This window comes from Polyangium jinanense (assembly GCF_028435265.1).
GTDB classification, from domain to species: Bacteria; Myxococcota_A; Polyangia; order Polyangiales; family Polyangiaceae; genus Polyangium; species Polyangium jinanense.
Genome location: NZ_JAGTJK010000040.1, coordinates 12,153 through 34,604 on the forward strand (window position 1 = coordinate 12,153; position 22,452 = coordinate 34,604).

Here is a 22,452-nt window from a genome sequence, read left to right on the forward strand (position 1 = left end):
TCTTTAGAGGTGGGTCGGATCCTCCGCCGGGGGCGGGGGCGGCTTGGGAGGCGTCGGCTTCGGCGTGGGCGCGGCCGTGGCCGTCGCGGTGACCGGCGGCGAGGCGGGCGTCGGCGCTTGTTTCGGCGACAGCCCCACGGCGACGGGCGCGGTCGGGGGCGCGGTCGCCGTCTCGATCGCGGCCGCAGGCGTGGCGGCGGGCGTCGGCGTCATCGTCGGCGAGGGCGCGGGCGTCGCCGCGGGTGGGAGCGTCGTCGCGGTCGTCACGGCCGTATCCACGGCCGGCTCCGCGGGCTTTTTCGTCTGCGAGGCCAGCACGAACAGAAAAACCCCCACGACCACCGCTGCAATGCCCGCCGACACGATCATCAATCGCCGGGTCGACATCGGCTCGCGGGGGGCGGCGAGCTGCGGCGTCTTCGCATTGAGCAACGTCTGCGGCGCGGCGCCGGCCGGGCCAAACGGCATGAGCGCGGCCATGAACGTATCGATGTCGGGCCACCTTTCGTCGGCGCGCTTTTCGAGCGCCTTCATGACCACGTCCGCGAGCTTCTGCGGCAGATCCGGCCGGACCTCACGCAAAGGCCTGGGATCGTCCGCGATGATCGCCGCGAGCGCGGCCGTCGCGCTCACCTCGTCGAAGGGCCCGCGGCCGCCGAGCAATTCGTAGAGGACCACGCCGAGCGACCAGATGTCCGCCCGCCCGTCGACGTTTTTTGCGGACCGCACCTGCTCCGGCGACATGTATTGCGGCGTGCCGAACGCCGCCGTCGTGGCCGTCTGCGCGGCGTTGTCCCGTTTGTCGAGGACCTTGGAAATGCCGAAATCGAGCACCTTGACGATGCGCCGCTGCCCCTCCTGGCACAGGAACAGATTGCCCGGCTTGATGTCGCGATGCACGACGCCCATGCGATGCGCCTGCGAAAGCGCCTCGCACGCCGCGAGGACGTAACCGACGGCCTCCGGATACGGCAGCGGGCCGCGGATCGCGAGCTCCTGACCGAGATCCCAGCCCTGAAGCAGCTCCATCACCATCATGGGGCTGCCGTCCGGGAGGTTGTCGACGTCGTAGACGCGCACCACGTGCGGCCCCTGGATCCGGGCCGCCGCGCGCGCCTCGCGCTCGAATCGCGCCGTCACGTCGGGCAGCACGCGCGCGTCGGGGCGCAAGAGCTTGATGGCCACGGCCTGCTCGGTGCGCTGGTGCCGCGCTTGCAGGACGATCCCCATGCCGCCCTGACCGAGGACGGACTCGACGACGTACTTGCCGGCGAGCACCGTGCCCGGCGCGGGCGCGCCATCGGGGGAGGCCGGATCCCGGGGAGCGGGCTCGGTCACGGGCGCAGCATACGCGTGAGCGCGTCCTGTGTGAAGAGGCGAACGCGGCGGAGGGTCGTGGTCTTGGGCTCGGGTGGGGGCGCGACCGGCTCGATGACCTCGCAGTTCTTGATCCCGCCCTGTCCCGCGACGCCGCCGTCGGGGCAGTTTTCCTTCGGGCCGCCGACGCCGCCTGCGCCGCCGCCGCCGCCGGCACCGCCGCCGCCGGTCCCCCAGAAGCCTCCACCGCCGCCCATCCCACCGGCGCCGGTCGTGGAACCGGCAGCGCCACCACCTCCGCCAACTCCAGACGTGCTGCTGCTCGACGAGCTGCTGGAAGAGCTGCTGCTGCTCGACGAGCTGCTGCTCGACGTACCACCGCCCGTGCCCGGAGGGCCAGCGTCCACCTCCACGGGTCCGCCGAGGCCGCCGCTTCCGCCGTTCCCGATGCTTCCGCCGAAGCCACCGCTTCCGCCGTTCCCGATGCTTCCGCCGAGGCCGCCGCTTCCGCCGAGGCCGCCGCTTCCGCCGTTCCCGATGCTTCCGCCGAGGCCGCCGCTCCCGCCGCTGCCGGGGCCCACGCCGCCCGTGCCGCCGTTTCCGCCCGGTCCCACGGGACCCCCGCCGCCGACGCCGCCGGCGCCGCCCTGGCCCTCGCCCACGTCACACGCGGACGTGTTCTTCGCGCATTCGTCGCCGGAGATCTCCGAATCGACGCAGCCAAACTTGGCGACGCACGTCGAATCCGGATCACACGGCTTGCCGATGCACTCGTTCCACATGAAAATCGGCAGATCGAGCGGCGTGCTCGGGATGAACCGGAGCCTGCGCCGCGCGATGATGCAGCGATCCTTCGTCGCCTGCGTCGCGTTCGGATCGAGGCAGTCGATGCCGCTCACGCCCACGCCCGTTGCGACCTTGATGGCGAGCAGCTCGTCTTTCGCGCTCTTCGGAATGAGCACAAGCGATCCGATACGATCGCCGATGCACGTGAGCGCCTCGGTGCCCGGCGGCGGGTTCGCCTCGAGCGACTGGTAGTCGTTGGCCACCGCGATCGCCGTGCTGGACACCTGGCCGCAGGGCACGTCGGTCTTGATCTCGATCGTGACCTGCGTGGGCTCGAGACACCCCGCGAACGCCGCCGCGACCGAAACCGAGAGGGCCGCCAAGATCGCACGACGGCGCTTCCCCTTCCCCTTGCGCATGGCGCGATTGGACATCCGCGCCCAGAACGCGTCAAGGGGCCGCGCGCACGTTCAGAGCTGCCCGAGCTCCGGAAACTCGCGCCGCAAGTCCTGCTCCAGCGCGCCCGAAGGCGCGAGCTTGCGCACACGATCGAATGCCCCGCGCCCATCCTCGCGCCGCCCGGCCGTGAGGTAGACCCGGACGAGCCACGCCGCGATGACCGCATTGTCGGGCAGCGCGAGCCCCGCGCGCTCGAGCCGCTCCGCCGCGGCGCCATAATCGCCGGCCTGGTACAAGCTGAGCCCCGACGCGAGCAGGAGCAGCGGATCGCCCTCTTCGAGCGCCTCGGCCCGGCCCACGAGCGCGAGCGCCTCGTCCTGCTTGCCCGCCGCGCGCGCCGCCCGGATCGCATTCGTGTAAAGCGGTTCGTACCGCGGAAACAGCTCGATCCCGCGCCGCAGCACGGAAAGCGCCTCCTCGTACCGCCCCGCGCGGTTCAGAAGGACGCCGAGGTTGTTGTGGATCTCCGCCACGTTCGGCCGGCGCGAGAGCCAGAACCGCATCGACGCCTCCGCCTCGTCGAGCCGCCCGGCCTGCATCGCGTCGACCGCGAGGTTGTTCTGGTAAAGCGCGAGGGCCGTGCCGTCGTCGATGCTGTTGTAGAGCGAAAGCGTCCAGTCGGGCGCTTCCTTGGCGAAATCCATCACGATCGCCATCGGCCCGCTGCCATAGCCGACGGCCACGTGCGACGAGAGGAAAAACGAGCCGTTTTTCTCGTAATGCCCCTCCACCTTCCGCACGTACACGAAATACACCGGCACGCCGAGGTGCCGCGCGAGCGCCGCGAAGAGGTGCGTATACGAGACGCAATCGCCCTGCCGCGCCCGGAACCCCGCGCGCGCCGTGAGCGATTGGCTCGGCGCATACCGGAACGCAAGGTCGTCCCGCAGGTATCGCGAGAGCCGCCGCAGCCGCTCCTCCGGCGTGCCCATGCGTCCCACCACCCGCTCGACGTCCGCCTTCATCTCCGCGTCGATCACGAGCGGATCCTCGACGCCGAACCCCTCGGCATGCGCCTCGCGGACGAGATCCTCGACGGTCACCGCCGGCCCCTTCGGCGGGCGCGGCGCGGGCCTGCACCCCGCGGCCCCGAGAAGGCACGCTCCCACCAGGATCATCCGTCGCCCCCACGCCCCGCGCACCGCCGCTCCTCCCTCCGCGCGCCCTCGCCCTCGTCAACGCCCCTGGGACCGCCCGAGCAGACCCAGCGCCCAGTGTAACCCATCTTCGAGCCGCGCGAGCGTCACGAGCCCGCCCAGATCGACCCCGCCCGCCACCATCGTCCGCGCCAGGTTCGGCCGCACCCCCACGAGCGCCGGCGTGGCCCCGAGGAGCCGCACCGCAGAAGCCGTCCGCACGAGGTGTGGCGCTACCACCTCGTCCACGACCGGCAGCCCCGTCACGTCGAGCAGCACCACCTTCGCCCCGTGCTCGGAGACGGCCGCGAGCAAGACCTCCAGGATGCACTCGGCCCGCGCGCCGTCGATCCGGCCGACGAGCGGCAAGAGGAGGACGCCACGCGCAAGCGGCAGGACCCGCGCGGAGAGCTCGAAGATCTCCTCGGCCTGCGCCTGCGTGATCGCCTCGCGCGCCTCGAGGAACGCGTCCGCGAGCGCGGCCGCGCCGGCATAACTGAAGCGACTCCGCGCCATCTCCCAGAAGAGGCGCGCTTCGGGGTCGTCACGAAATCGCTCGGCGAAGCGCTCCGTGAGCACCTCGAAGCCCACCTCGAACCCGCGAAGCATGTCCGAGATCTTCGCTCCCTGCGCGCTCCGCTGCGCCCCGACGGCGCCCAGGAGCGCGGTCAGCGTCCTGGGCGTGCCGGCCTCGAGATCCTCCAAGACGGCCTCGAACACGCGGGTGACCGAGACGCACAAGAGCTCGCGAGATAAGCGACTGTAAAACGGGTTCCTTTCAGCGAGGGCGCGATCACACGCCTCCGCCACGTACGCGTCGAGCCCTTCCCGGAATGCGTCGATGACCCGCTGCATGCACGCTCCTCGCGTGCACAGTGGTAACAGGATCTTCCTTCCCGAAAATGCCTTTCCATGCCTGGACGCGTCATGACGCGTATCCAGCACCGGCGAGCCGCCTCACGGCGCCCTCGGCTCCGACCGAGGACACGAAAATGAGGGACGCGCCGCCCAGCGCTTGACCGCTTTTGCGGTTTCAGCTTGCTTTGAATCCATGAAGCGCCATCGGACCTCCGAGCCCGATCTCTTCGACGACTCCGTGGAGGAGCCGACGAAGGCCGCGGAGGAAGAGGGGCGCACCTCGATCCCTCCGCCCGCGCGGATCTTCTCCGTGCCCCCGCCGGTCGATGCCGCCGAAGGCGAGACCTTCGGCATCGAGCCGCTCGATCGTTACGTGGAGAAACGAAAGCTCGGGCACGGCGCGATGGGCGAGGTCGCGCTCTGCAAAGACACGCGCATCGGCCGCGACGTGGCGCGCAAGGTGATCCTGCCGATCTACCAGTCCGATCCGCAGGTCCGCGCCCGTTTCCTGCGCGAAGCCCGGGTGCAAGGGCAGCTCGAGCACCCCTCGATCGTCCCGGTCTACGACCTCGGCGTCGACATCGAGGGATCGACTTACTTCACGATGAAATGCCTGCGGGGCCTGACGCTCGCGCAGATCGTGAAGGGTCTGCGCAAGAAAGACCCGGCCATCGTGGAGGCCTACAGCCGTCCCAAGCTGCTCCGCGCGTTCTCCGCCGCCTGCCTCGCCGTCGACTTCGCCCATTCCCGCGGCGTGCTCCACCGGGACCTCAAACCGTCGAACGTGATGCTCGGCGATTTCGGCGAGGTCTACGTGCTCGACTGGGGCCTCGCGAAGCTGCGCAAGGACACGTCCGAGGCCGCGCTTTCGCTCGACGACTCCTCGGACGACGTGAAGACGGCCGCCGGCAAGATCCTCGGCACGTTCGGGTACATGTCGCCCGAGCAGGCGATGGGCAAGGTGAGCGCGCTCGACGCGCGCAGCGACGTCTACTCGCTCGGCGCGATCCTGTTCGAGATCCTGACGCTCGAGCCTTTGCACACGAAGGACACCTGGAACGCGATGATGCTCGCGACGCTCCAGGGCGCCGACGCGCGCGCCTCGAGCCGCGTCCCGACGCTCGACCTGCCCCCGGAGCTCGACGCCATCTGCGTCAAAGCCACCGCGCTCGACCCGGATGCCCGGTACGCCTCGGCCCGCGATCTGCACGACGTGATCGAGCGGTTCCTCGCCGGCGACACGGACGTCTCGGTGCGCCGCGACATGTCGAGCCGTCACGCCCGCATCGCCGAGGCCGCCGCCCGGCGTGCCGACCGTCCCGGCCCGGAGGCCGCGGAAGCCCGGCGCGAGGCGATGCAGGAGGTCGGTCGCGCCCTCGCGCTCGACCCGACGAACCGCGAGGCCCTGCGCCTCCTCGCCCGGATCATCACCACGCCATCGAGCGACATCCTGCCCGAGGCGCGGGCCGAGGTGCGGGCGCGGGGCTTTGGCCGGCTGCGGCTCGCGCTGCGGGACGGCGTGCGCTTCGACGTGGCGAGCCTCTTGCTCTTGATTCCGCTCGCCTTCTGGATGGGCGTGCGGAGCACGGCGCACCTGCTCGCGATCGTGGGCCTTTCGGCGATCTCGTCGGCGCTGAAGCTCCTCGCGGCGCAGTCCGAGGAGGTGCGCCGGCTCTACGTCTTCAGTTACGGCGCGTTCCTGTTCAACATCCTCGCGCTCGGCTTCGTGGCGCGCGCGTTCGGCCCGCTGTTCTTCGTGCCGATGGTGCTGCTCATCTTCACGTTCTCGTTCTCGATGACGCACTCGGGCCGGTTCCGCGCGGCGGTCATCGTGACGGGCGTATGCGGGATGCTCGTGCCGCTCGGCCTCGAGCTCCTCGGGGTCATCGAGCGCTCGTACGCGTTCCAGAACGGGAACATGGTGGTCCTGCCACAAGGCGTGTCGCTGCCCGAGCTGCCGACGCTGGTGTCGCTCACGGTCGGGAACGTGTTCCTGATCGTGGCCCCGAGTGTGATCATGGGCCGCGTGCAGCTCGCGCTGCGGGAAGCCGAGATGCGCTCGGCGATGCAGGCGTGGCACCTGCGTCAGCTCCTGCCGGAGGAGGCGCGATCGGCGACGCCGCCGCCTCCGGCGGTGTCGAAGCTCGGGAGCTGAGCGGTACAAGGCGAACGGGGGGCGGTGCGGGCCCCCGGGGCTCGAGGAGGTCCGCGCGCCGGAACGCCGAGAGGCGGAGGTCATGCACGGGGGGGTCGAGGGCCCGATGACGGGCGCGTGCGCCCAGCGCCGGGGCTGTCGGAGGGCGATGCACGACGTAGTGCGCTCAGCGCAGGCGCCCTTCGGGGGCTCGGGTCGGGGGAGGTCGCGCGGAGGCGGGGGTCGGGGTGGATTTGTCGCGCGCCGATCGCCGGCGCGCCGGTCAGTGAATCGGCGTCGGAAGGTACCGGGTCGCGTTGGTGCCGTCCCCGAGCTGCCCGTAATCGTTGAGGCCCCACCCGAGGACGCGGCCGTCGGCCGTCTCCGCAAGGGTGTAGTAATGCCCCATGCTCACGATACCGGGCAGGCCGCCCGCGGGAAGGCCCTGGACGGCCGTAGGCGCCGGCCTGTCGGTGGTGGTCCCGTCTCCGAGCCCGCCCCAGCCGTTGTAGCCCCAGCAGAGCGTCTTTTTCGCCTGGGTCAGGGCGCAGGTGTGGGCCCCGCCGGCCGCGATGGCCACGACACCCGTGCTCAGGCCGACCACGGGCACGTACGTCGGGAACTGGTCACCGGCCGTCCCGGTGCCGACCTGCCCATGGCCGTTGTACCCCCAGCAGTTGACCGCGCCCGCATTCGTGCGCGCGCAGGTGTGGAGCCCACCCGCCGTGATGCCGGCGACGCCGCTCAATCCGAGGACGTCGACGGGCGTGTAACGGGTCGTCGTGCTGTTGTCACCGACCTCGCCGTGGCTGTTGTATCCCCAGCACTTCACCGTACCCGCGGTGGTGAGGGCGCACGCGTGCACGCCCGTGCCATCCTGATTGCCGGTCGCCCGGCTGACGGCGATTGCCTTGACGCCGGCGTCGAGGCCCGAGACGATCCCGGGGACGATGGCATTGCTGTTGGTCCCGTTCCCGAGCTGGCCATAGGCATTGTAGCCCCAGCACGCGACCGCCCCCGCGCTGGTCAGCACGCACGTGAACAGGAGCCCGGACTGGATGTCGACGATGTCCGTGAGGTCCTGGACGTCGACGGGGGTGAGGCTGTTCAGATTCGTGTTGTTTCCGAGCTCGCCGTTGCCGTTGTACCCCCAGCACTGCACCTTGCCATTGGCGAGCGCCGCGCAGGTGCTGAGCGACCCCACCGATACCTTGACCGCAGGTCCGCTCAGGTTGAGGACGGCGACCGGAGACATGCGGTTCGTCGCCGTGCCGTCCCCAAGCTGACCATAACTGTTGTACCCCCAGCACATGACGCCGCCGCTCTCGGTGATCCCGCAGGTATGGTGGGAGCCCGCCACGATGCTCTTCAGGGGGAGACAGGTGTTGCCGTTGTTGACCTTTGCGTATCCCGGCTGGCAGGTGAAGCCGCACGCGCCGAAGGTGCACGACGTGGCGCTCCCGTGGGGGGGCGGCTCGCAGCTATAGCCGCAGGCGCCGCAGTTGTTCGGATCGTTGTCGGTATACGTGCAGAAGGCGGACGAACCGACGCCGCACGTGTCGTAGCCCATCTGGCACGAATTCCCGCACGTCCCATTCGAGCAGACCTCGCCCTGCGGGCACGCGTGGCCGCAGCTCCCGCAGTTCTGCGGATCGACCGACACGTCGATGCAAAGCGTGGTTGCGCCCACGGTGCAAGCGGACGAGCCCTCCGCGCAGGTCTTCGCGCAGAGGCCGCCCGTGCAGACGTCCCCCGCAGCGCAGGCAAAACCGCAGCTCCCGCAGTTCTTGGGGTCGTTGATGAGGTTCGTGCAGAGACCGCCGCACAACGTGCCGTTGATGCCATTGCAGGCCGGGGCGCAGACGCCTTGCGAGCAGGCCTCTCCCACCGGGCACGCTTGTCCGCAGGCGCCGCAGTTTTCCGGGTCGTTCTGGAGCTTTGCGCAGTACGCGCCTTCGCCGCTCCCGCAGGTCGTGTACCCTGCCCCGCACGTGGGGCCGCATTGCTCGCCGGAGCAGACCAGCTCGCCCGCGCAGACGTTGCCACAGGCGCCGCAGTTCTGCTCGTCGGCGTCCGTGTCGACGCAGAGACCATTGCAGCTCGTATCGAAGAACCCGCCGCAATGCGAGACGCAGCTCCCGTTCGAGCAGAGCTTTTCCGCGGGGCAGACGACGCCGCATGCGCCGCAGTTCTGCGGGTCGTCGTGCACGTCGGCGCAGTGAGCGGCCGCCCCCGATCCGCACGTGGCGTACTCGGGCGCGCAGGTCGCGGCGCACGTGCCTCCCGAGCAGACCTGGCCGGCGGGGCACGCGTGGCCGCAACCGCCGCAATTGAGGTTGTCGGAGGCCGTGTCCACGCAGCTTCCGTCGCAGAGGGTGGACGTCTTGCCGGTGCAGGTCGCCCCGCATTGCCCGCCGGAACAGACCTGGCCCGTGGGGCACACGAAGCCACAACCGCCGCAGTTCTGGGAATCGGTGCCGAGGTTCGCGCAGTATTGGTTTGCTCCGACGCTGCAGGTGGTTTGCCCCGGTCCGCAGCCTGCCGCGGCCGGCTGGCATGCGCCGCTTTCGCAGGAGCTCCCCGCCGGGCAGGCATTCCCGCACGTGCCGCAGTTCGCCGGATCGATCGAGGTATCTTTGCAGGCATCGCCGCACTGCGTGGTTCCGCCCAGACAGACGACACCGCAGGCGCTCATCGAGCAGAGCTCGCCGGCGGGGCACGCATTTCCGCATGCGCCGCAGTTCTTCGGGTCGAGCGCTGTGTCGACGCAGGTGCCGTCACAGTCGGTCGTGCCGCTGCCACATATCGAACCACCACTCGACGCCGAGCCGCCCGAGCCCGTGGGCATGTCGCCGCCTGCTCCCCCTGCTCCCGCCATCCCACCGCCTGATCCTACCGTCGTCGACGAGCTGCCGCCCGAGCCTGTCGACGTCGACGAATCGCTGTCACCGCATCCGAGCGCGGCGACTGCTGCGCTCAACAACACCACGGTCGTCACGCGACCACCCAAACCCAATATCATGACGTCTCCTTATCCTTCGGCAGAGCGGGGTCCATCGTTCCCATCGTCCACGATTGTGCCGGCGACCCTTCGTAGATCGAAGCGCCCGCGCCGAGGCATAAGATGTCGATAATATCTCGATAAAATGGCCCCTCGATTCCACCCCACGCACCTCCACGGTCTTGCCACCGGCCTCCTTGGAAGAACTGCGCATCGCGCAGTTCTTCCACCCCGAGTCCAGGGCTTGCCCTGGTTCGGGTCGAGGGGCGAATAGCCCCCGCGGGGTCCGGGGCAGCGCCCCGGCGCTACGTGCTCCCGCGCGTCGTCGACACCCCCCTGGTCGTCCCCTAAAGTCCCGGGCCACGATCGTGCGAAACGTGCCGCGCTCGTCTCCATCGCCGCGGACCAACGTCAAGGCTCGCTCGACGCGGTTCATTGGACGGGAGCTCGAGCTCTCGGCCCTCCGCGCGCGGCTCTCCACCGAGGCCCTGGTGAGCGTCCTTGGGGCTCCGGGCATGGGCAAGACCCGGCTCGCCCATGAGTACGCCCTCCGGCATGCCGAGGCTTATCCGGGGGGCGCTTGGATGTGTGACTTGACCTACGCTTCTGATGTCGATGGCATCTGTGGGGCGATTGGCGCGACGCTGGATGTCCCCCTCATGGCGGGGAGCGGCGCGGGCATGCTTGCGCAGCTTGCGGATGCGATTGCTGCGCGGGGCCGGGTCCTCGTCGTCCTCGACAACTTCGAGCACCTCGTTGCGCATGCGCAGGCGACGCTCCCGGTCTTGCGTGAGCGGGCGCCGGAGGCACGGTTTCTCGTCACCTCGCGGACGCGAACCGATGTCGAGGGCGAAGCGATCCTCGATCTTGGTCCGCTGCCTCTCCCGCGGGGGAGTGCGGATGTTGCAGACTCCGAGGCGGTCCGCCTCTTCGTGGATCGCGCGGGGCTCGTCGTGCACGACTATGCCCTCACGATGGACGAGGCGCCCCGCGCGGCGGCGCTCGTGCGCGAGCTCGATGGCTTGCCGCTGGCGCTCGAGCTTGCTGCTGCGCGGATGCGCGTCTTCTCCACGGCCACGCTGCTCGAACATCTGCGCCGCCGGTTCGACGTCCTCGTGCGAGGGGCTTCGAGTGGCGGGCCACGGCATGGCTCGCTCAGGGACGCGATCGACGCCTCGTGGAGGGCGCTCGACCCCTGGGAGCAGGCCGTGCTCGCGCACTGCGCCGTCTTTCGTGGCAGCTTCGATCTCGACGCGGCCGAGCGGGTCATCGACCTCGGCGAGGGCGCCCCTTGCGTGGCTGACGTGCTCCAGTCGCTCCGCGATCGATCCCTGCTTGTGCGCGAGACGCCGCGCGAGGGGCCCGGCGATGCGCGCTTCACGCTCTACCTCAGCATCCGCGACTATGCGTGGGACCGGCTGCGCGAGCGCGGCGCGGACGAGGCCGCCATCACGCGGCATGCGGCCTACTACGAAGCGGAGGCGTGCTTCTGGTCCGCGAAGGCCGACGGGCCCGAGGGCGCCCTTGCCCGGCGCTGGCTCCTGGCCGAGAAGGAGAACTTGCTCGCGGTGCACCACCGCGCGTTCGAGCGGATCGGGCCGGCGCGCGCCGAGGACGTGCGCACGGCGGCGCGTGTCGCGCTCGCGCTCCAGCCGGCGCTCACGGTGCATGGACCGCTCAGCTTGGCGGCGGCCCTGCACGACGCGGTCCTCGGCGCCTCGGGCGCGGCTGGGCTCGACGCGGACCTCCGCGCGCGGGCGCTCGCTGCGCGCGCCGAGGTGCACCGGCTCATGGGGGATTATGCGCGCGCCATCGCGGATGCGGACGAGGTGCGCTCCCTCGGGGCCCAGATCCGAGACCACGACGCGCTCGTGCGAGCGCTCTTCACGAAGACGCTCGTCCACCTCTTTCAAGGTCGCCTGCTCGAGGCGCATGCCGAGCTCGAGCGTGCACGCGGGCTGATCCACCCCGACGATCGCCGCCAAAAAGGGCGCATCCTGACCGTGCTTGGCGTGATCCGGGTCTTCGAGGGAGCGCAGGACGAGGCGCGGGAGTCGTTCCTCAAGGCGTTGCCCCTCCACCGCGAGGCGGGCGACATCCATTTCGAGGGAATGGCGGAGGGCAACCTCTGCATCACGCAGATCCATTTCGGGCGACTCGAGGAGGCGCGCGAGCATGGCGAGCGCGCGGTCGCCCTTCACCGCGCCCTCGGCAACCGGCGGAACCTGGCCAATTGCTTCAGCAGCCTCGCGTCGATCGCCGACGAGCTCGGCCGTCCCGACGAAGCGGCGACGTACTTCGAGCAATCGATCCGCATCGCGGGTGAGATCGGAGATCGCTACACGCTGGGCGTGGTGCTCGGGCACCAAGGAAGCCATCTCTTCATGGCGCAGCGACTCCGCGAGGCCCGCGAGAGCTGCAAGCGCGCGCTCGCCAGCCTGCGCGACCAGCACTCGATGGAGGTCGCGATCCACGCGTGGCTCGGCAGCGTCGAGGCGACGGCCGGGCGCGTCGACGCCGCGCGCGAGGCGTTCGCCGAGGCGGAGCGGCCGAGCTGGGCACGGGAGCGGCCCACGAATGCCGCGGTCATCCACTATCTACGCGGGCACCTCGATCTCGCGCTCGCCCGCGAAGCTGCGGCCGGCAGCGATCTCGTGGGCGCGGCAGAGCACGTCGCCTCCGCGGCGCGACGGCTCGCGGCGGCGCCCCTCGCTCCGCCGCGCCTCGAGGTCACCCGCGCGCGCCGCTCGCTCGAGCACGCGCTCCTCACCCATGGACGGGCTTCCGAGGACGCGGCGCTGCTCGTCCATCCCGAGGGCGAGTGGTTCCGCCTGCCCTCGGGGAGGCGTGTGGACTGCTCTCGCCGGCGCCTGCTCGGCCGCCTCCTCGTCGCCTTGACGGAGCAGCGCCTCGCGCGACCCGGCGCGCCGATGTCGGTGAAGGATCTCGTGGCCAGGGGATGGCCGAGCGAGCGGATCTTGTCCGGCGCGGCGGTCGCGCGCCTCCGGGTCGCGCTGAGCAGCTTGCGCAAGGAGGGGCTGGGCGCGCTCCTTTCGAGTCACCCCAAGGGATACTTGCTGGATCCGAAGACCCCCGCGCGCTTCGCCACGCACGGTGAATGACGCGCGCCTTCGCGGCGGGTTACTCCTGCCCGATCGCGATCCCCAGCAACTGGCGCACCGCGAGGTAGCTCTCCGACACCGAGTACGCGAGCAGATCCTTTAGTTTGTCCGTGGGCAACGGATCGTCCGAGAGCGTCGGCTCCGCGGCGATGATCTTCTTCGCCACCCCGAGATCCCCGCACAGGACGAAGCCGGCGCGCGTCGCCGTGAACTCGACCGCGCGGAAGTACCGGGCGATGTCCGCCTCCTCCCGCTCGGAGACGAACTTCCGCACGAGCACACGGAGACCGTCCTGCTCGCGTGGCCCCATGAACGAGCGCAGCACCTTCGCTGTCGTCTCGGCGCGCGTGTCCACGTCGCGCGGCGTGTTCGCGTCGGGCATCACCATCTTCACGGCCGCGTGGAAGATGACGCGCAGCTCCTCCGCGCTCGGGAAGAGCAGCTTGATGTAGTGCTCGCCGCGGTACATCGCGAGGTGTTTGCCCGCGATGAACGCGAGCTCCTCCTGGGAAAAACCGCCGAGCAGCGTCTGCCCCACGACCGACGCGGGCGGCTCCGTCGGCACCGCGACGATGCCGCCCGGCACGTCGCTGCGCACGAAGAGCGCCGGGCACGTCACGCCGATGACGCGCGACGCCCAGCCCATCGTTCGCACGAACGGCACGCTCGACGTCGTCGGGTCCTGCCGCAGGAAGGGATCGAGCGAGAGCAGCTCCTTGCGTTGCCGCAGCGCCTCGACCTTCGCCTTCATGGCCGCGCGCGCCATCATCTCGAAGATCTTCCCGACGAGCAGGCTTTGATCCTCGTGGAAGACGTGGCGCGCCCAGAGCTCGTTGTCGAAGCGGCTCTTCACCTGGATGCGGCCGTCGGGGCGGTAGTCCTGGAAGTAGGTCACCTGCTCCTCGTCCGCCTCGCGCAGGAACGCGAGCGCGGCCGCGGCGCACCAGGCCGGATCGTAGGCGCCACGATCCACGCTGAGCCGGTAGATCGCCCGGTAGGCGTCGACGTACCCGGGATCGGCGCGCAGGATGGCCTGGTACGACGCGATCGCGTCGTCGATCTGCCCGATGTGCGCGCAGAGGGCGGCGAGCGTGAGGTGATCGGGGATGACCTCCTCGCGCGAGGCGTTGCGCAGCGCCATGCGGAAGGCCTCGACCGCGGCGCCGGGGTTGTCGAAGAGGTCGCGGTAGATCTCGCCGAGCTTGAACCACAGCCGGTGCTTGAACGAGGTGTCCTCGGTGCCTGCGTGCCGGTGCAGCATCTTCCGGTAGGCGCGCTCGATCTTCTTCCAGTCGGCGCGGCCCTCGTGGATCGCCACGACCAGATCGAAGGCCTCGACGAGGCTCGGGTTCTTGTCGAGCGCCTCGTCGAGCAGCTCGAGCGCGCGATCGGTTTGGTCGAGACGATCCTGGTGGACGAGCGCGAGCTGGTAGAGGTAGCGCGCTTTGCGCTCGGCCGTGGGCTCGGCGGCTTCGAGCTTGCGGAGCACGTCGCAGAGCTCGGCCCACTTGCTGTCGAGCTCGAGCTGCATCGCCAGCTCTTGCAAGCGCGCGCGCTCCTTGGGCGGCATCGGCGGCGCCGCGGCCTTGGGCGGAGGCTCGCGCCGCACGGGGACGGGCGGAGGCGCGGCGGGCTTGCGCGGCGGCGGCCCCTGCGGCGGCTTCGGCGGCGGCGCGGGCGCGGTCGCGGGCACGGTCGCGGGCACTGGCTTCGTGGGCCGCTGGCTCGCCCGCGAGCCGTCGTTCGGCGTCCCCCCCGAGTCCGAGAGCTTCGGCCCGGAGTCGGTCAGCTTGGGCGCGGAGTCCGTCAGCACCGGCGCGGACTCCGTGAGCGAAGAGTCCGTCAGCGCGGGCGCGGAGTCCGTCAAGAGCGGCAGGGACACCGGCGCGGAGTCGACCAGCGACACCAGCGCGGAGTCGAGCAACGAAGGGCCTTCGGAAGCGGCGGCGGGCGCGGCGGCGGCAGCGGGCGCGGGCGCGGGCGTCGCTGCCACGGGCGCAGGCGCGGGCGTCGCTGCCACGGGCGCGGGCGCCGGGGTCGGCGTGGTCGTGGGCTTCGGCGGCACCACGGGCCCCGTCTTCGGCACGGCGAGAGCCGGCGTGGGCGTGGCCGCGGGCCCCGCCTTCGGCGCGACCACCGGCGCGGCGAGCCCGGCCTTCGAGACGGGACCCGTCTTCGGCTCCGGAATGACGGCCTTCGCCGGCTCGGCTGCGGCGGGCGAGGACTTCGAGACCTGCAGCTTCAGCGGGAGCCCTGTCACCGACGGGCGCAGCGGCCCTGCTGCGGCGGGCTTCGGCATCGGCTTCGGAAGCGGCTTCGCGCTCTTCGCCGACTTCGACGAGACCGGCGATTCGAACGGCGTGATCTTGACGTCTCCCGTCATCGGATCCGACGACCACGCGTCGATGAGCCGCATCAGCTCGCGCACGGCTTCGCCGGCCGACTGCCAGCGCGCGGATGCGTCGCGCTGGATGCACTTCGAGAACCACGGGTCGAAGCCTGGCGGCAGGTACTTCGCGTAGTCGCCGGCTCGATGCGTCGCCGTCGGATGCTCCTCGAGCGCGATGCAGATCATGAGATCCGCGTACGTGTCGACGCCCCAGTATTGACCGGGCTGAACGCCCGTGAGCGCCTCGTACGCAACGAGCCCGAGCGCCCACACGTCGGTCGACGCCTGCACGGTCTGCGAGATCGAGATCCCTTGTGTCGCGGCGAGGCTACGCAGCGTTGCGCCGAGCTGCTCGGGCGCGGCGTACGCGGGTGATCCGATCTGCGTCGCGGTGCGTTGCTCGTGACTCTCCAGCACCTTCGCGATGCCGAAGTCCATCACCTTGAGGAGGATCTGGCCTTTCCGATCGCGGGCGATGAACAGGTTGCCGGGCTTGAGATCGCGGTGGATGACGCCTGCGCCGTGGGCTTGATCGAGCGCGTCGGCGAGGTGCTCGAAGATCGTGTGCGCGAGCCGCGCGGGCAGCCGTCCGTGCTTCTTGAGGTAGCTCTCCAGCGTGTCGCCTTGGAGCAGCTCCATCGCGAGGTACGGGACCTTGCGCGCCTCGTCCACGCCTGCGTCGAAGACGTCGACGATGTGCGGGTTTTCGCCGATCCGCGCGCCGAGCTGGGCCTCTTTCACGAAGAGGTCGACGAACTCTTTGCGCGTGACCAGGTGCGGGTGCACGAGCTTGAGCGCGCACGCCTTGCCCGTGTTCACGTGCTTGGCCTGATAGACGATGGCCATGTTGCCCTGGCCGAGCCAGGATTCGACCCGATATCTGCGGGCGATCACGTCGCCAGGCTGGGCCAGCGTCCCTTCCGCCATGATGATGCCGCGCAGTATACGTCCGAGGCGCGCCGTTCCACCACCCTGCGAAACGAGAGGCACGCTCTTGTCGTCCCCGACGTGCTAGCAGGGATCGACATGGACACGCTGCCCGACACGGCGCCGGAGCCCCCGAAGGAGCCCCCGAAGAAGAGCCCGCGAGGGCGGCGGATCGTGGCTTTCGTGCTCCTCTTCGCCGCGGCCCTCGGCCTCGGGGTAGGCCTCGGCCACCGCCCGCTCGTCCGGTTCTGGATCGAGAAGGAAGCGCGGGCCCGGGGCATCGAGCTCACGTTCGACGACTTCAACCCCAAGTGGGGCCGTGTCGTGCTCACGGGCGCCAAGGCCAAGCTCGAAGGCGTCACGGGCCTCGCGGTCGAGGCCCCGTGGGTCGCCGTGGACCTCGCGGGCCTCTCCCCGACGCGGCTCGAGGCCCGCAACGTGGTGGTCACGCTCGCCACCCCGCTCGACGAGCGCCTCGAAGCCCTGGCCGCGTTCGATCGCCGCCACCCGGGCGCCCTGGATCTGCCGGCGACCGCGAACGCGACGGTGTACTGGGGCTCGAAGGAATCGCCGTGGATCGTGCTCGCCGGCCAAGCGACGAAGGGGCGCGGCGACGAAGGGGCGTTCGAGGGGACGGTGGCGTTCGAGGGGACGAACCTGGGCCTCGTCGGCGCGCGCTGGAACGGCAAGGATCCGGCTTCGATATGGCTCGGCGCAAAGACGCCCGAGGCGGCGCCGCTGCGGCTCGCGCTCGACACGAAGGCGAAGCCGATGCGGCTTTCGGCGACGCTGCCGCCGACAAAGGTCGACGACCTCGCCCGCGCGCGCTCGTTGTCGGTCCCCGCGGATCTGCGCGGGGCCTCGGTGGAGGGGACGGTGGCGGTGACGTTCGGCGGTCCCGAATCGAAAGGGATGTACGCGGGCACGGCGTCGCTCGAGGTGAAGGGCTGGGTGCCGCCGCATCCGAAGGAGCTCGACGGGATCGTCTTCGGGAACAAGACGAAGCTCGGGGCGACGTTCGAGATCACGCCGAACCTCGTGGACATGCGCATCTCGAAGGCGACGGTGGACGCGGGCGCCTTCAAGCTGGCCGGCCCCGGGACGGTGAAACGCGAGGGCCTTTCGGCGCGGGTGAAGATGACGCTCGACGGCGCGGTGCCCTGCTCGGAGCTCGGCGCCTCGGCGGTCGGCGCGCACGTGGACGGGCTGATCGGCGACCTGCTGAAGGGCGTGGCCCGCGTGGGTCTCGGCGGCAGCGTGAAGGTGCGGGTCACGGTGGACGCGGATACGAGGAAGATCGAGCGCGCAACGGTGGATCAGGCGGTCACGGTGGGGTGTGGGCTGCGATGAGTCGCGCCGCCCCGCAACGAACCCGCGCAAGCTTCGCCCAGGCCGTGCTCCGCGAGGTCGAGACGCTCGACCCGACCGTGCGAGCTCGCATCCTTGCGCGCATGGCTCCCGCGTCCCTCGCGACGATCCGCGGCGCCATCGGCATACAATGGCTCCCGCCCGAGCCTTATTACGACATGGTCGAAGCGCTGCGCGCGGAGCTCGGTGCTCCCGGCACACGTGCGCTCTTCCGGCGCTGCATGAACCGTTACTTCGAGAATCCGCTCCTCCGGGCGGTCGTCGAAAGCTTCCTGCGCCGGGCCGGATTCACGCCGCAATCCTTGCTGCGCTTCGTCCCGCGCGGCCGTGAGCTCGTCGCCGAGAATGCGGGCCGGCTGGTCTACGAAAACCTCGGCGAGCACGAATGCATGCTCCGACTGCGAGGGTTTCCGGCTGCGCATTTCCGGAACGGGACGATGGTCGAGCTCCTGTCGGGTTGCTGGGAATCCGCGCTCGACTTCGCCGGGGTGGACGGGAAGGTCGAGGTCGAGAGGCTCGATCTGGAGCGGGGCGCGTGTGATTTCGTGCTGTCGTGGAAGCCGCGGGCGTGACCGTCGCTCCTCGCTTCGCGTCAACCCGCGCGGATCATCGTGGATAGCGTCGGTTGACGCTCGTCGATACCCGCCGGTCATCGTGATCCGAGGGGGTTGATCCGCATCAACCCCCTCTCTGATCATCGTGAGCAGCAGGGGTTGATCCTCGTCAACCCCCGCCGGTCCTCGTGGACAGAGGGGGTTGATCCTCGTCAACACCCTCGGTGTCATCGTGGACAGAGGGGGTTGACGCTCGTCAAACACCCGCTGGCCATCGCGTCCATCCGCGGTTGATCCGCATCAACCCCCTCTGTCCACGCCATCCAGCGCGCCAGCTCACACTTCCCCTCCCTCCGCATCTTTTCTGTCACCTCTCCCCGCCCGCCCCGTAGAGCATGGGCGAGCACCTCATGCGCCTCTTCCCCTGGCCCTGGGCGGACCCTGACGATCGCCATCGCGCTCTCCTCACCCGCGCCCAAGCGGGCGACCGCGAGGCGTTCCGGGCCCTTTACCAGGACCTTTACGACCCGGTCAGCCGCTTCGTCGGCCGGCGCGTCCGCAGACGGGAAGACGTCGAGGACCTCGTCGGCCGCGTCTTTCACAAGCTGCTCGAGCACCTCGGCGACATCGATCTCCGCCGCGGCTCCGTGCGCATGTACGTCCTCTCCATCGCGCGGAACGCCGTCATCGACCATGCCCGCGCGCGCCGCGAGGGCACGCCCATCGAGGACGTCGCGCCGATCCTCGCCGACGATCGCGGCACGCCGCTCGACTCGCTCGTTCAACAAGAGCGCATCCGCGCCCTTCGCGCGGCCGTCGCGGCGCTGCCCGATCACGTGCAGGAGCTGCTCGCGCTTCGATATGGCGATGGCCTCGAGCATGCCGAGATCGCGGCGCTGCTCGGGGAGTCCACGGCCGCCGTGAAGCAGCGGCTCTCGCGCGCGCAGCGGTCGCTCCGCGAGGTGCTCCAGGAAGGTGAGGTCGTCGATGTTCGGTTCTGATCGAGAAAAAGAGCTCGAAAAGGTCTTCGAGCCCGCGAGCGCGCCTCGCCCCGAGCACCGCACGGCGCTCGAAGCGTCGCTCCTCGCCACGTTCGACGCAATGCCCCCGGAACAAAGGAGGAAACCCATGGAGAAGAAACACGTGTTGCGGAAAATGGCTTTCGGCGCGGCAATCGCCGCAGTGATCGGCGTCGCGGCTTGCGCGGCCCCCATGGAGGTCGACGTCGAGGTCGGCCGGAGCCTGACGGTCACGTACGCCGAGGCCGAAGCGATGCCCAAGCCGCCCGAGGTCATGAAGGCCCTGGAAGGCTCGGTGAAGCTCGACAACGTGAAGGTCCGCGGTCGCCACCAGAACGGCGAGGTGACCCTGCAGATCGAGGCATGGGGCGAGGACCTCGGCGACGAGCCGCTCGCCGACAAGCTGCGAGAAGCCATGCCCGCGCTCGCCTCGGCGAAGATCACGGAGAAGCCGCTCTCCGGCAAGGTCGATAGCACGCTCGGCAAGAAGATTGGCCACGATCTCTTCAACCTCGACATCACCGACGACCAGGACGTCGAGGTGGTACGGCAGAAGATCCTCGAGCAGCTCGCCGCGCAGGGCTTCGAGGGTCAGGTGAAGGTCGACGTGCAAGGGGACGGAAAGGGTGAGGGGCGGCGGGTGAACATCGAGCTCCGCCGGGAAGAGGAGTGCCCACCGGAAGAGGCGGAGGAGAAAAAGGCCGCGCCCTGATTCGATCGTTCGGTCGTCCCGCATCGATAAAACCGGCGCGCCGTGTTATGACGGCCCTATCATGACGAAGGGCCGCGAACAGAATGCCGCCGGGAACGAGAGCCAAGGGAAAGGCGTGGACACTCGGTCCACAGTCGCAGGGACAGGTCCGTCCGGGGCCTCCCCACACGCGCCGAGCCACGCCGAACGCGCGCGCACACTCGCCCGCGCCGCCCGATTCGGATCCCTCGCCACGATGGCGCGTGATCCCGAGGGTTTCCCTTATGCCTCGCTCGTGGCGCTCGCCACGGACGCGCGCGGCCGCGCCCTCTTCTTGCTCTCGCGCCTCGCCGAGCACACCCAAAACCTGCTCGCCCGTCCCGAGGCCTCCGTCCTCCTCCTCGAATCGCCCATCGTCGGGGACAAATTGCTCGAAAAAGGACGCGTGACGCTCATCGGCCCCTGCACAGCCGTGCCGCCGGAGGAGGTGTCCGAATGCCGCGCGTTGTTCCTCGCCGCGCACCCGGACGCCGCGACCTACGCCGATTTCGCGGATTTTTCGCATTACCGCATCGAGCCGCGCTCCCTCCGTTACGTCGGCGGGTTCGGCCGCATGTCCTGGGTCGACGTCGCCGCATACACCCGCGCCGAGCCCGATCCACTCGCCGAATTCGCGCCCCGCATCCTCGGGCACATGAACGACGACCACGCCTCGTCGATCCTCGCCTACGCGCGCAAGCTCGCCGGAATCGCCGAAGCCACGAGCGCGCAGATGACCGCCGTGGACCGATACGGCATCGAAATGGCCGTCGAGACCCCCTCAGGCGAGCGTCGCGTACGGCTCGCATTCGACACGGAAATCCGGACCCGCGAGGAGGCACGCAAAGCCCTCATCGAGATGGCAGGGCGAGCCGGCGAAGGCGAAGACTGAGAGCGCGGGGCGTTGCCCCGCACCCCAGCGGGGGCTGTCCGCCCCCTGCACCCCGGACCAGGCACGGCCTGGACCGAAGGCGGAGAAACTGCGCGATGCGCAGTTTCTCCGACGGGCCCGGGGCAAGACCACGAGCGGCGTTGCCAGCGCTGAGGTTTTGACTGGCAGGGTCGTCGCCGGTCTTGCCTCGGCCTGTTCGATGAACTGCGCATCGCGCAGTTCATCGACCCCGGGTCCAGCGCTTGCGCTGGTCCGGGTCCAGGGGTGGACAACCCCTGGTCGGGCCCGGGGTGAAACCCCGGCGCTACGCTGCCGAAGGGGGGAGGTCTTTACCATCCTGCGTCCGTCTGCTACGTCCGCGGCGAGATGTCGGACGAAACCAAGCTTCCTTCGGGCCGCCTCGGCCGCCTCGTCCGGCTCGCCGAGATCGGCGCGCGCACGGGGACGAGCCTGCTCCTTCGCCGCGAGGGCGATGACGCGGCTGCCAAGCGCGCGGCCGAGGTCCTTGGCAACCTCCGCGGCGTCGCTGCCAAGGTCGGCCAGATGGCTGGCTACATCGATGGACTCGTCCCTGAGGAGCATCGTGACGCTTACCAGCGCTCGATGAAGAGCTTGCTCGCTGCGGCGCCTCGCTCCTCGCCGGAGGCCATTCGCCTCCTCGTCGAGGAAGAGCTCGGCGCCCCGCTCGATCGCCTCTTTGCTGAATGGGATGAAAAGGCCGTCGCGAGTGCCTCGATCGGCCAGGTGCATCGCGCCCGCACCCTCGAAGGGGATGAGGTCGCGGTCAAGGTCCAGCACCCCGGCGTGGCCGAGGCTGTCGAGGCGGACCTGAAAAATGCGGGCTTGCTTGAAGGCGCGCTCTCGATGATGGGCACGCGTAAGGTCGGCTCCGCGAAAATGCTCGAGGAGGTCCGCGCCCGCTTCCGCGAGGAGCTCGATTACACGATCGAGGCGCGCCGCCAGATCGAGTTCGCGCGCGTCCATGAGGGCGACCCGAAGATTTTGATCCCCTGGGTCGATCTCGATCGTTCGTCGCGCCGTGTGCTCACGACGCAGTTCGTTCGCGGCCGGAATCTCGACGAGGCGGCCGGCCTGCCCGAGCGGGATCGCGTCGCGCTTTGCCGCACGCTCTGGCGGTTCGTTTACAAGGGCACGCTCCTCGGCGAGATGTTCAACGCCGACCCGCACCCGGGCAATTATTTCTTCCAGGACGACGGGCGCGTGGCGTTCCTCGATTTCGGCTGCGTGCAGCCCATCCCCGAGAAGCGGCGCGGCGTCGCGCGCAGGCTCCACCGCGCGGCCGTCGAACGCGACGAGGCCACGTTTACCGAGGCCGCGAAGATCATGCTGGAGACCCAGGGCGGCGACCACGAGAAGCGCGTGCTCTCGTACATTCGCCGCGCGTTCGAGCCGCAGTTCTCCTCGCCGTTCCGGATCACGCGCGACTACGTGGCGAGCCTCGTCCACCACATGAAGGAGGCAGGCAAGGAGACGCTCAAGACCGGGGACACCTCCTTCGTGCCCATGCCCGAGGGCATGCTCTTCATGAACCGCCTCCAGTTCGGGTTCTATTCAGTCCTGGCCCGGCTCGACGTCGAGGTCGATTACGCGGCGGAAGAACGCTCGTTCATGGCCTGACGCGCCTCGCCGGGGCCCTGCCCCGGACCCCGCGGGGGCTGTTCGCCCCTCGACCCGAACCAGGGCAAGCCCTGGACCTTTGGTGGAAGAACTGCGCTGCGCGCAGTTCTTCCAACGGGCCG

Annotated in this window: 14 protein-coding genes; 8 read left to right on the top strand and 6 right to left on the bottom strand. The window is 69.9% G+C overall.

All coding sequences use genetic code 11. The annotated features are described in order from the left end of the window. Positions 1-3: 3 nt before the first annotated feature. From KEG38_RS40625 to KEG38_RS40640, 4 genes are all read right to left on the bottom strand, one after another. Positions 4-1,338, bottom strand: coding sequence for a serine/threonine-protein kinase (locus KEG38_RS40625; RefSeq protein WP_272425847.1), 1,335 nt, complete (start codon positions 1,336-1,338; stop codon positions 4-6). Further along, complete coding sequence (locus tag KEG38_RS40630) at positions 1,335-2,522, bottom strand: hypothetical protein (protein WP_272425848.1); 1,188 nt, start codon at positions 2,520-2,522, stop codon at positions 1,335-1,337. Before KEG38_RS40630 ends, KEG38_RS40625 begins: the two co-directional genes overlap by 4 nt. A 51-nt stretch (positions 2,523-2,573) precedes the next feature. Further along, positions 2,574-3,671: a tetratricopeptide repeat protein gene (locus KEG38_RS40635; RefSeq protein ID WP_272425849.1), complete on the bottom strand. Its 1,098-nt coding sequence runs from the start codon at positions 3,669-3,671 to the stop codon at positions 2,574-2,576. A gap of 66 nt (positions 3,672-3,737) precedes the next feature. Further along, positions 3,738-4,553, bottom strand: coding sequence for an STAS domain-containing protein (locus KEG38_RS40640; RefSeq protein WP_272425850.1), 816 nt, complete (start codon positions 4,551-4,553; stop codon positions 3,738-3,740). Between the two features lie 196 nt (positions 4,554-4,749). On the opposite strand from KEG38_RS40640, the gene KEG38_RS40645 reads away from it, so the two are divergent. Further along, positions 4,750-6,711 carry a serine/threonine-protein kinase gene (locus KEG38_RS40645; RefSeq protein ID WP_272425851.1) on the top strand — a complete coding sequence of 654 codons (1,962 nt, stop codon included), beginning with the start codon at positions 4,750-4,752 and terminating at the stop codon, positions 6,709-6,711. A gap of 262 nt (positions 6,712-6,973) precedes the next feature. Here the strand turns inward: KEG38_RS40645 and KEG38_RS40650 are convergent, their stop codons facing one another. Next, positions 6,974-9,712 carry an RCC1 domain-containing protein gene (locus KEG38_RS40650; protein ID WP_272425852.1) on the bottom strand — a complete coding sequence of 913 codons (2,739 nt, stop codon included), beginning with the start codon at positions 9,710-9,712 and terminating at the stop codon, positions 6,974-6,976. 356 nt (positions 9,713-10,068) lie between these two features. Here KEG38_RS40650 and KEG38_RS40655 point away from each other — a divergent pair, with 356 nt between their 5' ends. Further along, positions 10,069-12,813, top strand: coding sequence for an ATP-binding protein (locus tag KEG38_RS40655; RefSeq protein ID WP_372518224.1), 2,745 nt, complete (start codon positions 10,069-10,071; stop codon positions 12,811-12,813). A 19-nt stretch (positions 12,814-12,832) separates the two neighbouring features. Here KEG38_RS40655 and KEG38_RS40660 read toward each other — a convergent pair whose 3' ends face one another. Beyond that, entirely contained in the window at positions 12,833-16,129 is a 3,297-nt protein-coding gene (locus KEG38_RS40660; RefSeq protein WP_272425853.1) for a serine/threonine-protein kinase, read from the bottom strand. Between the two features lie 99 nt (positions 16,130-16,228). Here KEG38_RS40660 and KEG38_RS40665 point away from each other — a divergent pair, with 99 nt between their 5' ends. The 6 genes from KEG38_RS40665 to KEG38_RS40690 all read left to right on the top strand — a co-directional run bounded on the left by KEG38_RS40665 (position 16,229) and on the right by KEG38_RS40690 (position 22,330). After that, positions 16,229-17,479, top strand: a complete 1,251-nt coding sequence (locus KEG38_RS40665; protein WP_272425854.1) for a hypothetical protein — start codon at positions 16,229-16,231, stop codon at positions 17,477-17,479. Positions 17,480-17,580: 101 nt separating this feature from the next. After that, entirely contained in the window at positions 17,581-18,069 is a 489-nt protein-coding gene (locus KEG38_RS40670; protein WP_272425855.1) for a hypothetical protein, read from the top strand. Positions 18,070-18,461: 392 nt separating this feature from the next. Further along, positions 18,462-19,052, top strand: a complete 591-nt coding sequence (locus KEG38_RS40675; RefSeq protein WP_272425856.1) for an RNA polymerase sigma factor — start codon at positions 18,462-18,464, stop codon at positions 19,050-19,052. Beyond that, positions 19,039-19,782: a hypothetical protein gene (locus KEG38_RS40680; RefSeq protein WP_272425857.1), complete on the top strand. Its 744-nt coding sequence runs from the start codon at positions 19,039-19,041 to the stop codon at positions 19,780-19,782. The genes KEG38_RS40675 and KEG38_RS40680 overlap by 14 nt, the downstream gene beginning before the upstream one ends. A gap of 61 nt (positions 19,783-19,843) precedes the next feature. Next, complete coding sequence (locus KEG38_RS40685) at positions 19,844-20,692, top strand: HugZ family pyridoxamine 5'-phosphate oxidase (RefSeq protein ID WP_272425858.1); 849 nt, start codon at positions 19,844-19,846, stop codon at positions 20,690-20,692. A 366-nt stretch (positions 20,693-21,058) separates the two neighbouring features. Further along, complete coding sequence (locus KEG38_RS40690; protein ID WP_272425859.1) at positions 21,059-22,330, top strand: ABC1 kinase family protein; 1,272 nt, start codon at positions 21,059-21,061, stop codon at positions 22,328-22,330. Positions 22,331-22,452 lie beyond the last annotated feature (122 nt).

Coding starts and splice junctions, on each gene's coding strand:
- KEG38_RS40630 (WP_272425848.1), bottom strand. CDS start 2,522: ATGCGCAAGGGGAAGGGGAAGCGCCGTCGTGCGATCTTGGCGGCCCTC.
- KEG38_RS40640 (WP_272425850.1), bottom strand. CDS start 4,553: ATGCAGCGGGTCATCGACGCATTCCGGGAAGGGCTCGACGCGTACGTG.
- KEG38_RS40645 (WP_272425851.1), top strand. CDS start 4,750: ATGAAGCGCCATCGGACCTCCGAGCCCGATCTCTTCGACGACTCCGTG.
- KEG38_RS40650 (WP_272425852.1), bottom strand. CDS start 9,712: ATGATATTGGGTTTGGGTGGTCGCGTGACGACCGTGGTGTTGTTGAGC.
- KEG38_RS40660 (WP_272425853.1), bottom strand. CDS start 16,129: ATGGCGGAAGGGACGCTGGCCCAGCCTGGCGACGTGATCGCCCGCAGA.
- KEG38_RS40665 (WP_272425854.1), top strand. CDS start 16,229: ATGGACACGCTGCCCGACACGGCGCCGGAGCCCCCGAAGGAGCCCCCG.
- KEG38_RS40670 (WP_272425855.1), top strand. CDS start 17,581: ATGGCTCCCGCGTCCCTCGCGACGATCCGCGGCGCCATCGGCATACAA.
- KEG38_RS40675 (WP_272425856.1), top strand. CDS start 18,462: ATGCGCCTCTTCCCCTGGCCCTGGGCGGACCCTGACGATCGCCATCGC.
- KEG38_RS40680 (WP_272425857.1), top strand. CDS start 19,039: ATGTTCGGTTCTGATCGAGAAAAAGAGCTCGAAAAGGTCTTCGAGCCC.
- KEG38_RS40685 (WP_272425858.1), top strand. CDS start 19,844: ATGACGAAGGGCCGCGAACAGAATGCCGCCGGGAACGAGAGCCAAGGG.
- KEG38_RS40690 (WP_272425859.1), top strand. CDS start 21,059: ATGTCGGACGAAACCAAGCTTCCTTCGGGCCGCCTCGGCCGCCTCGTC.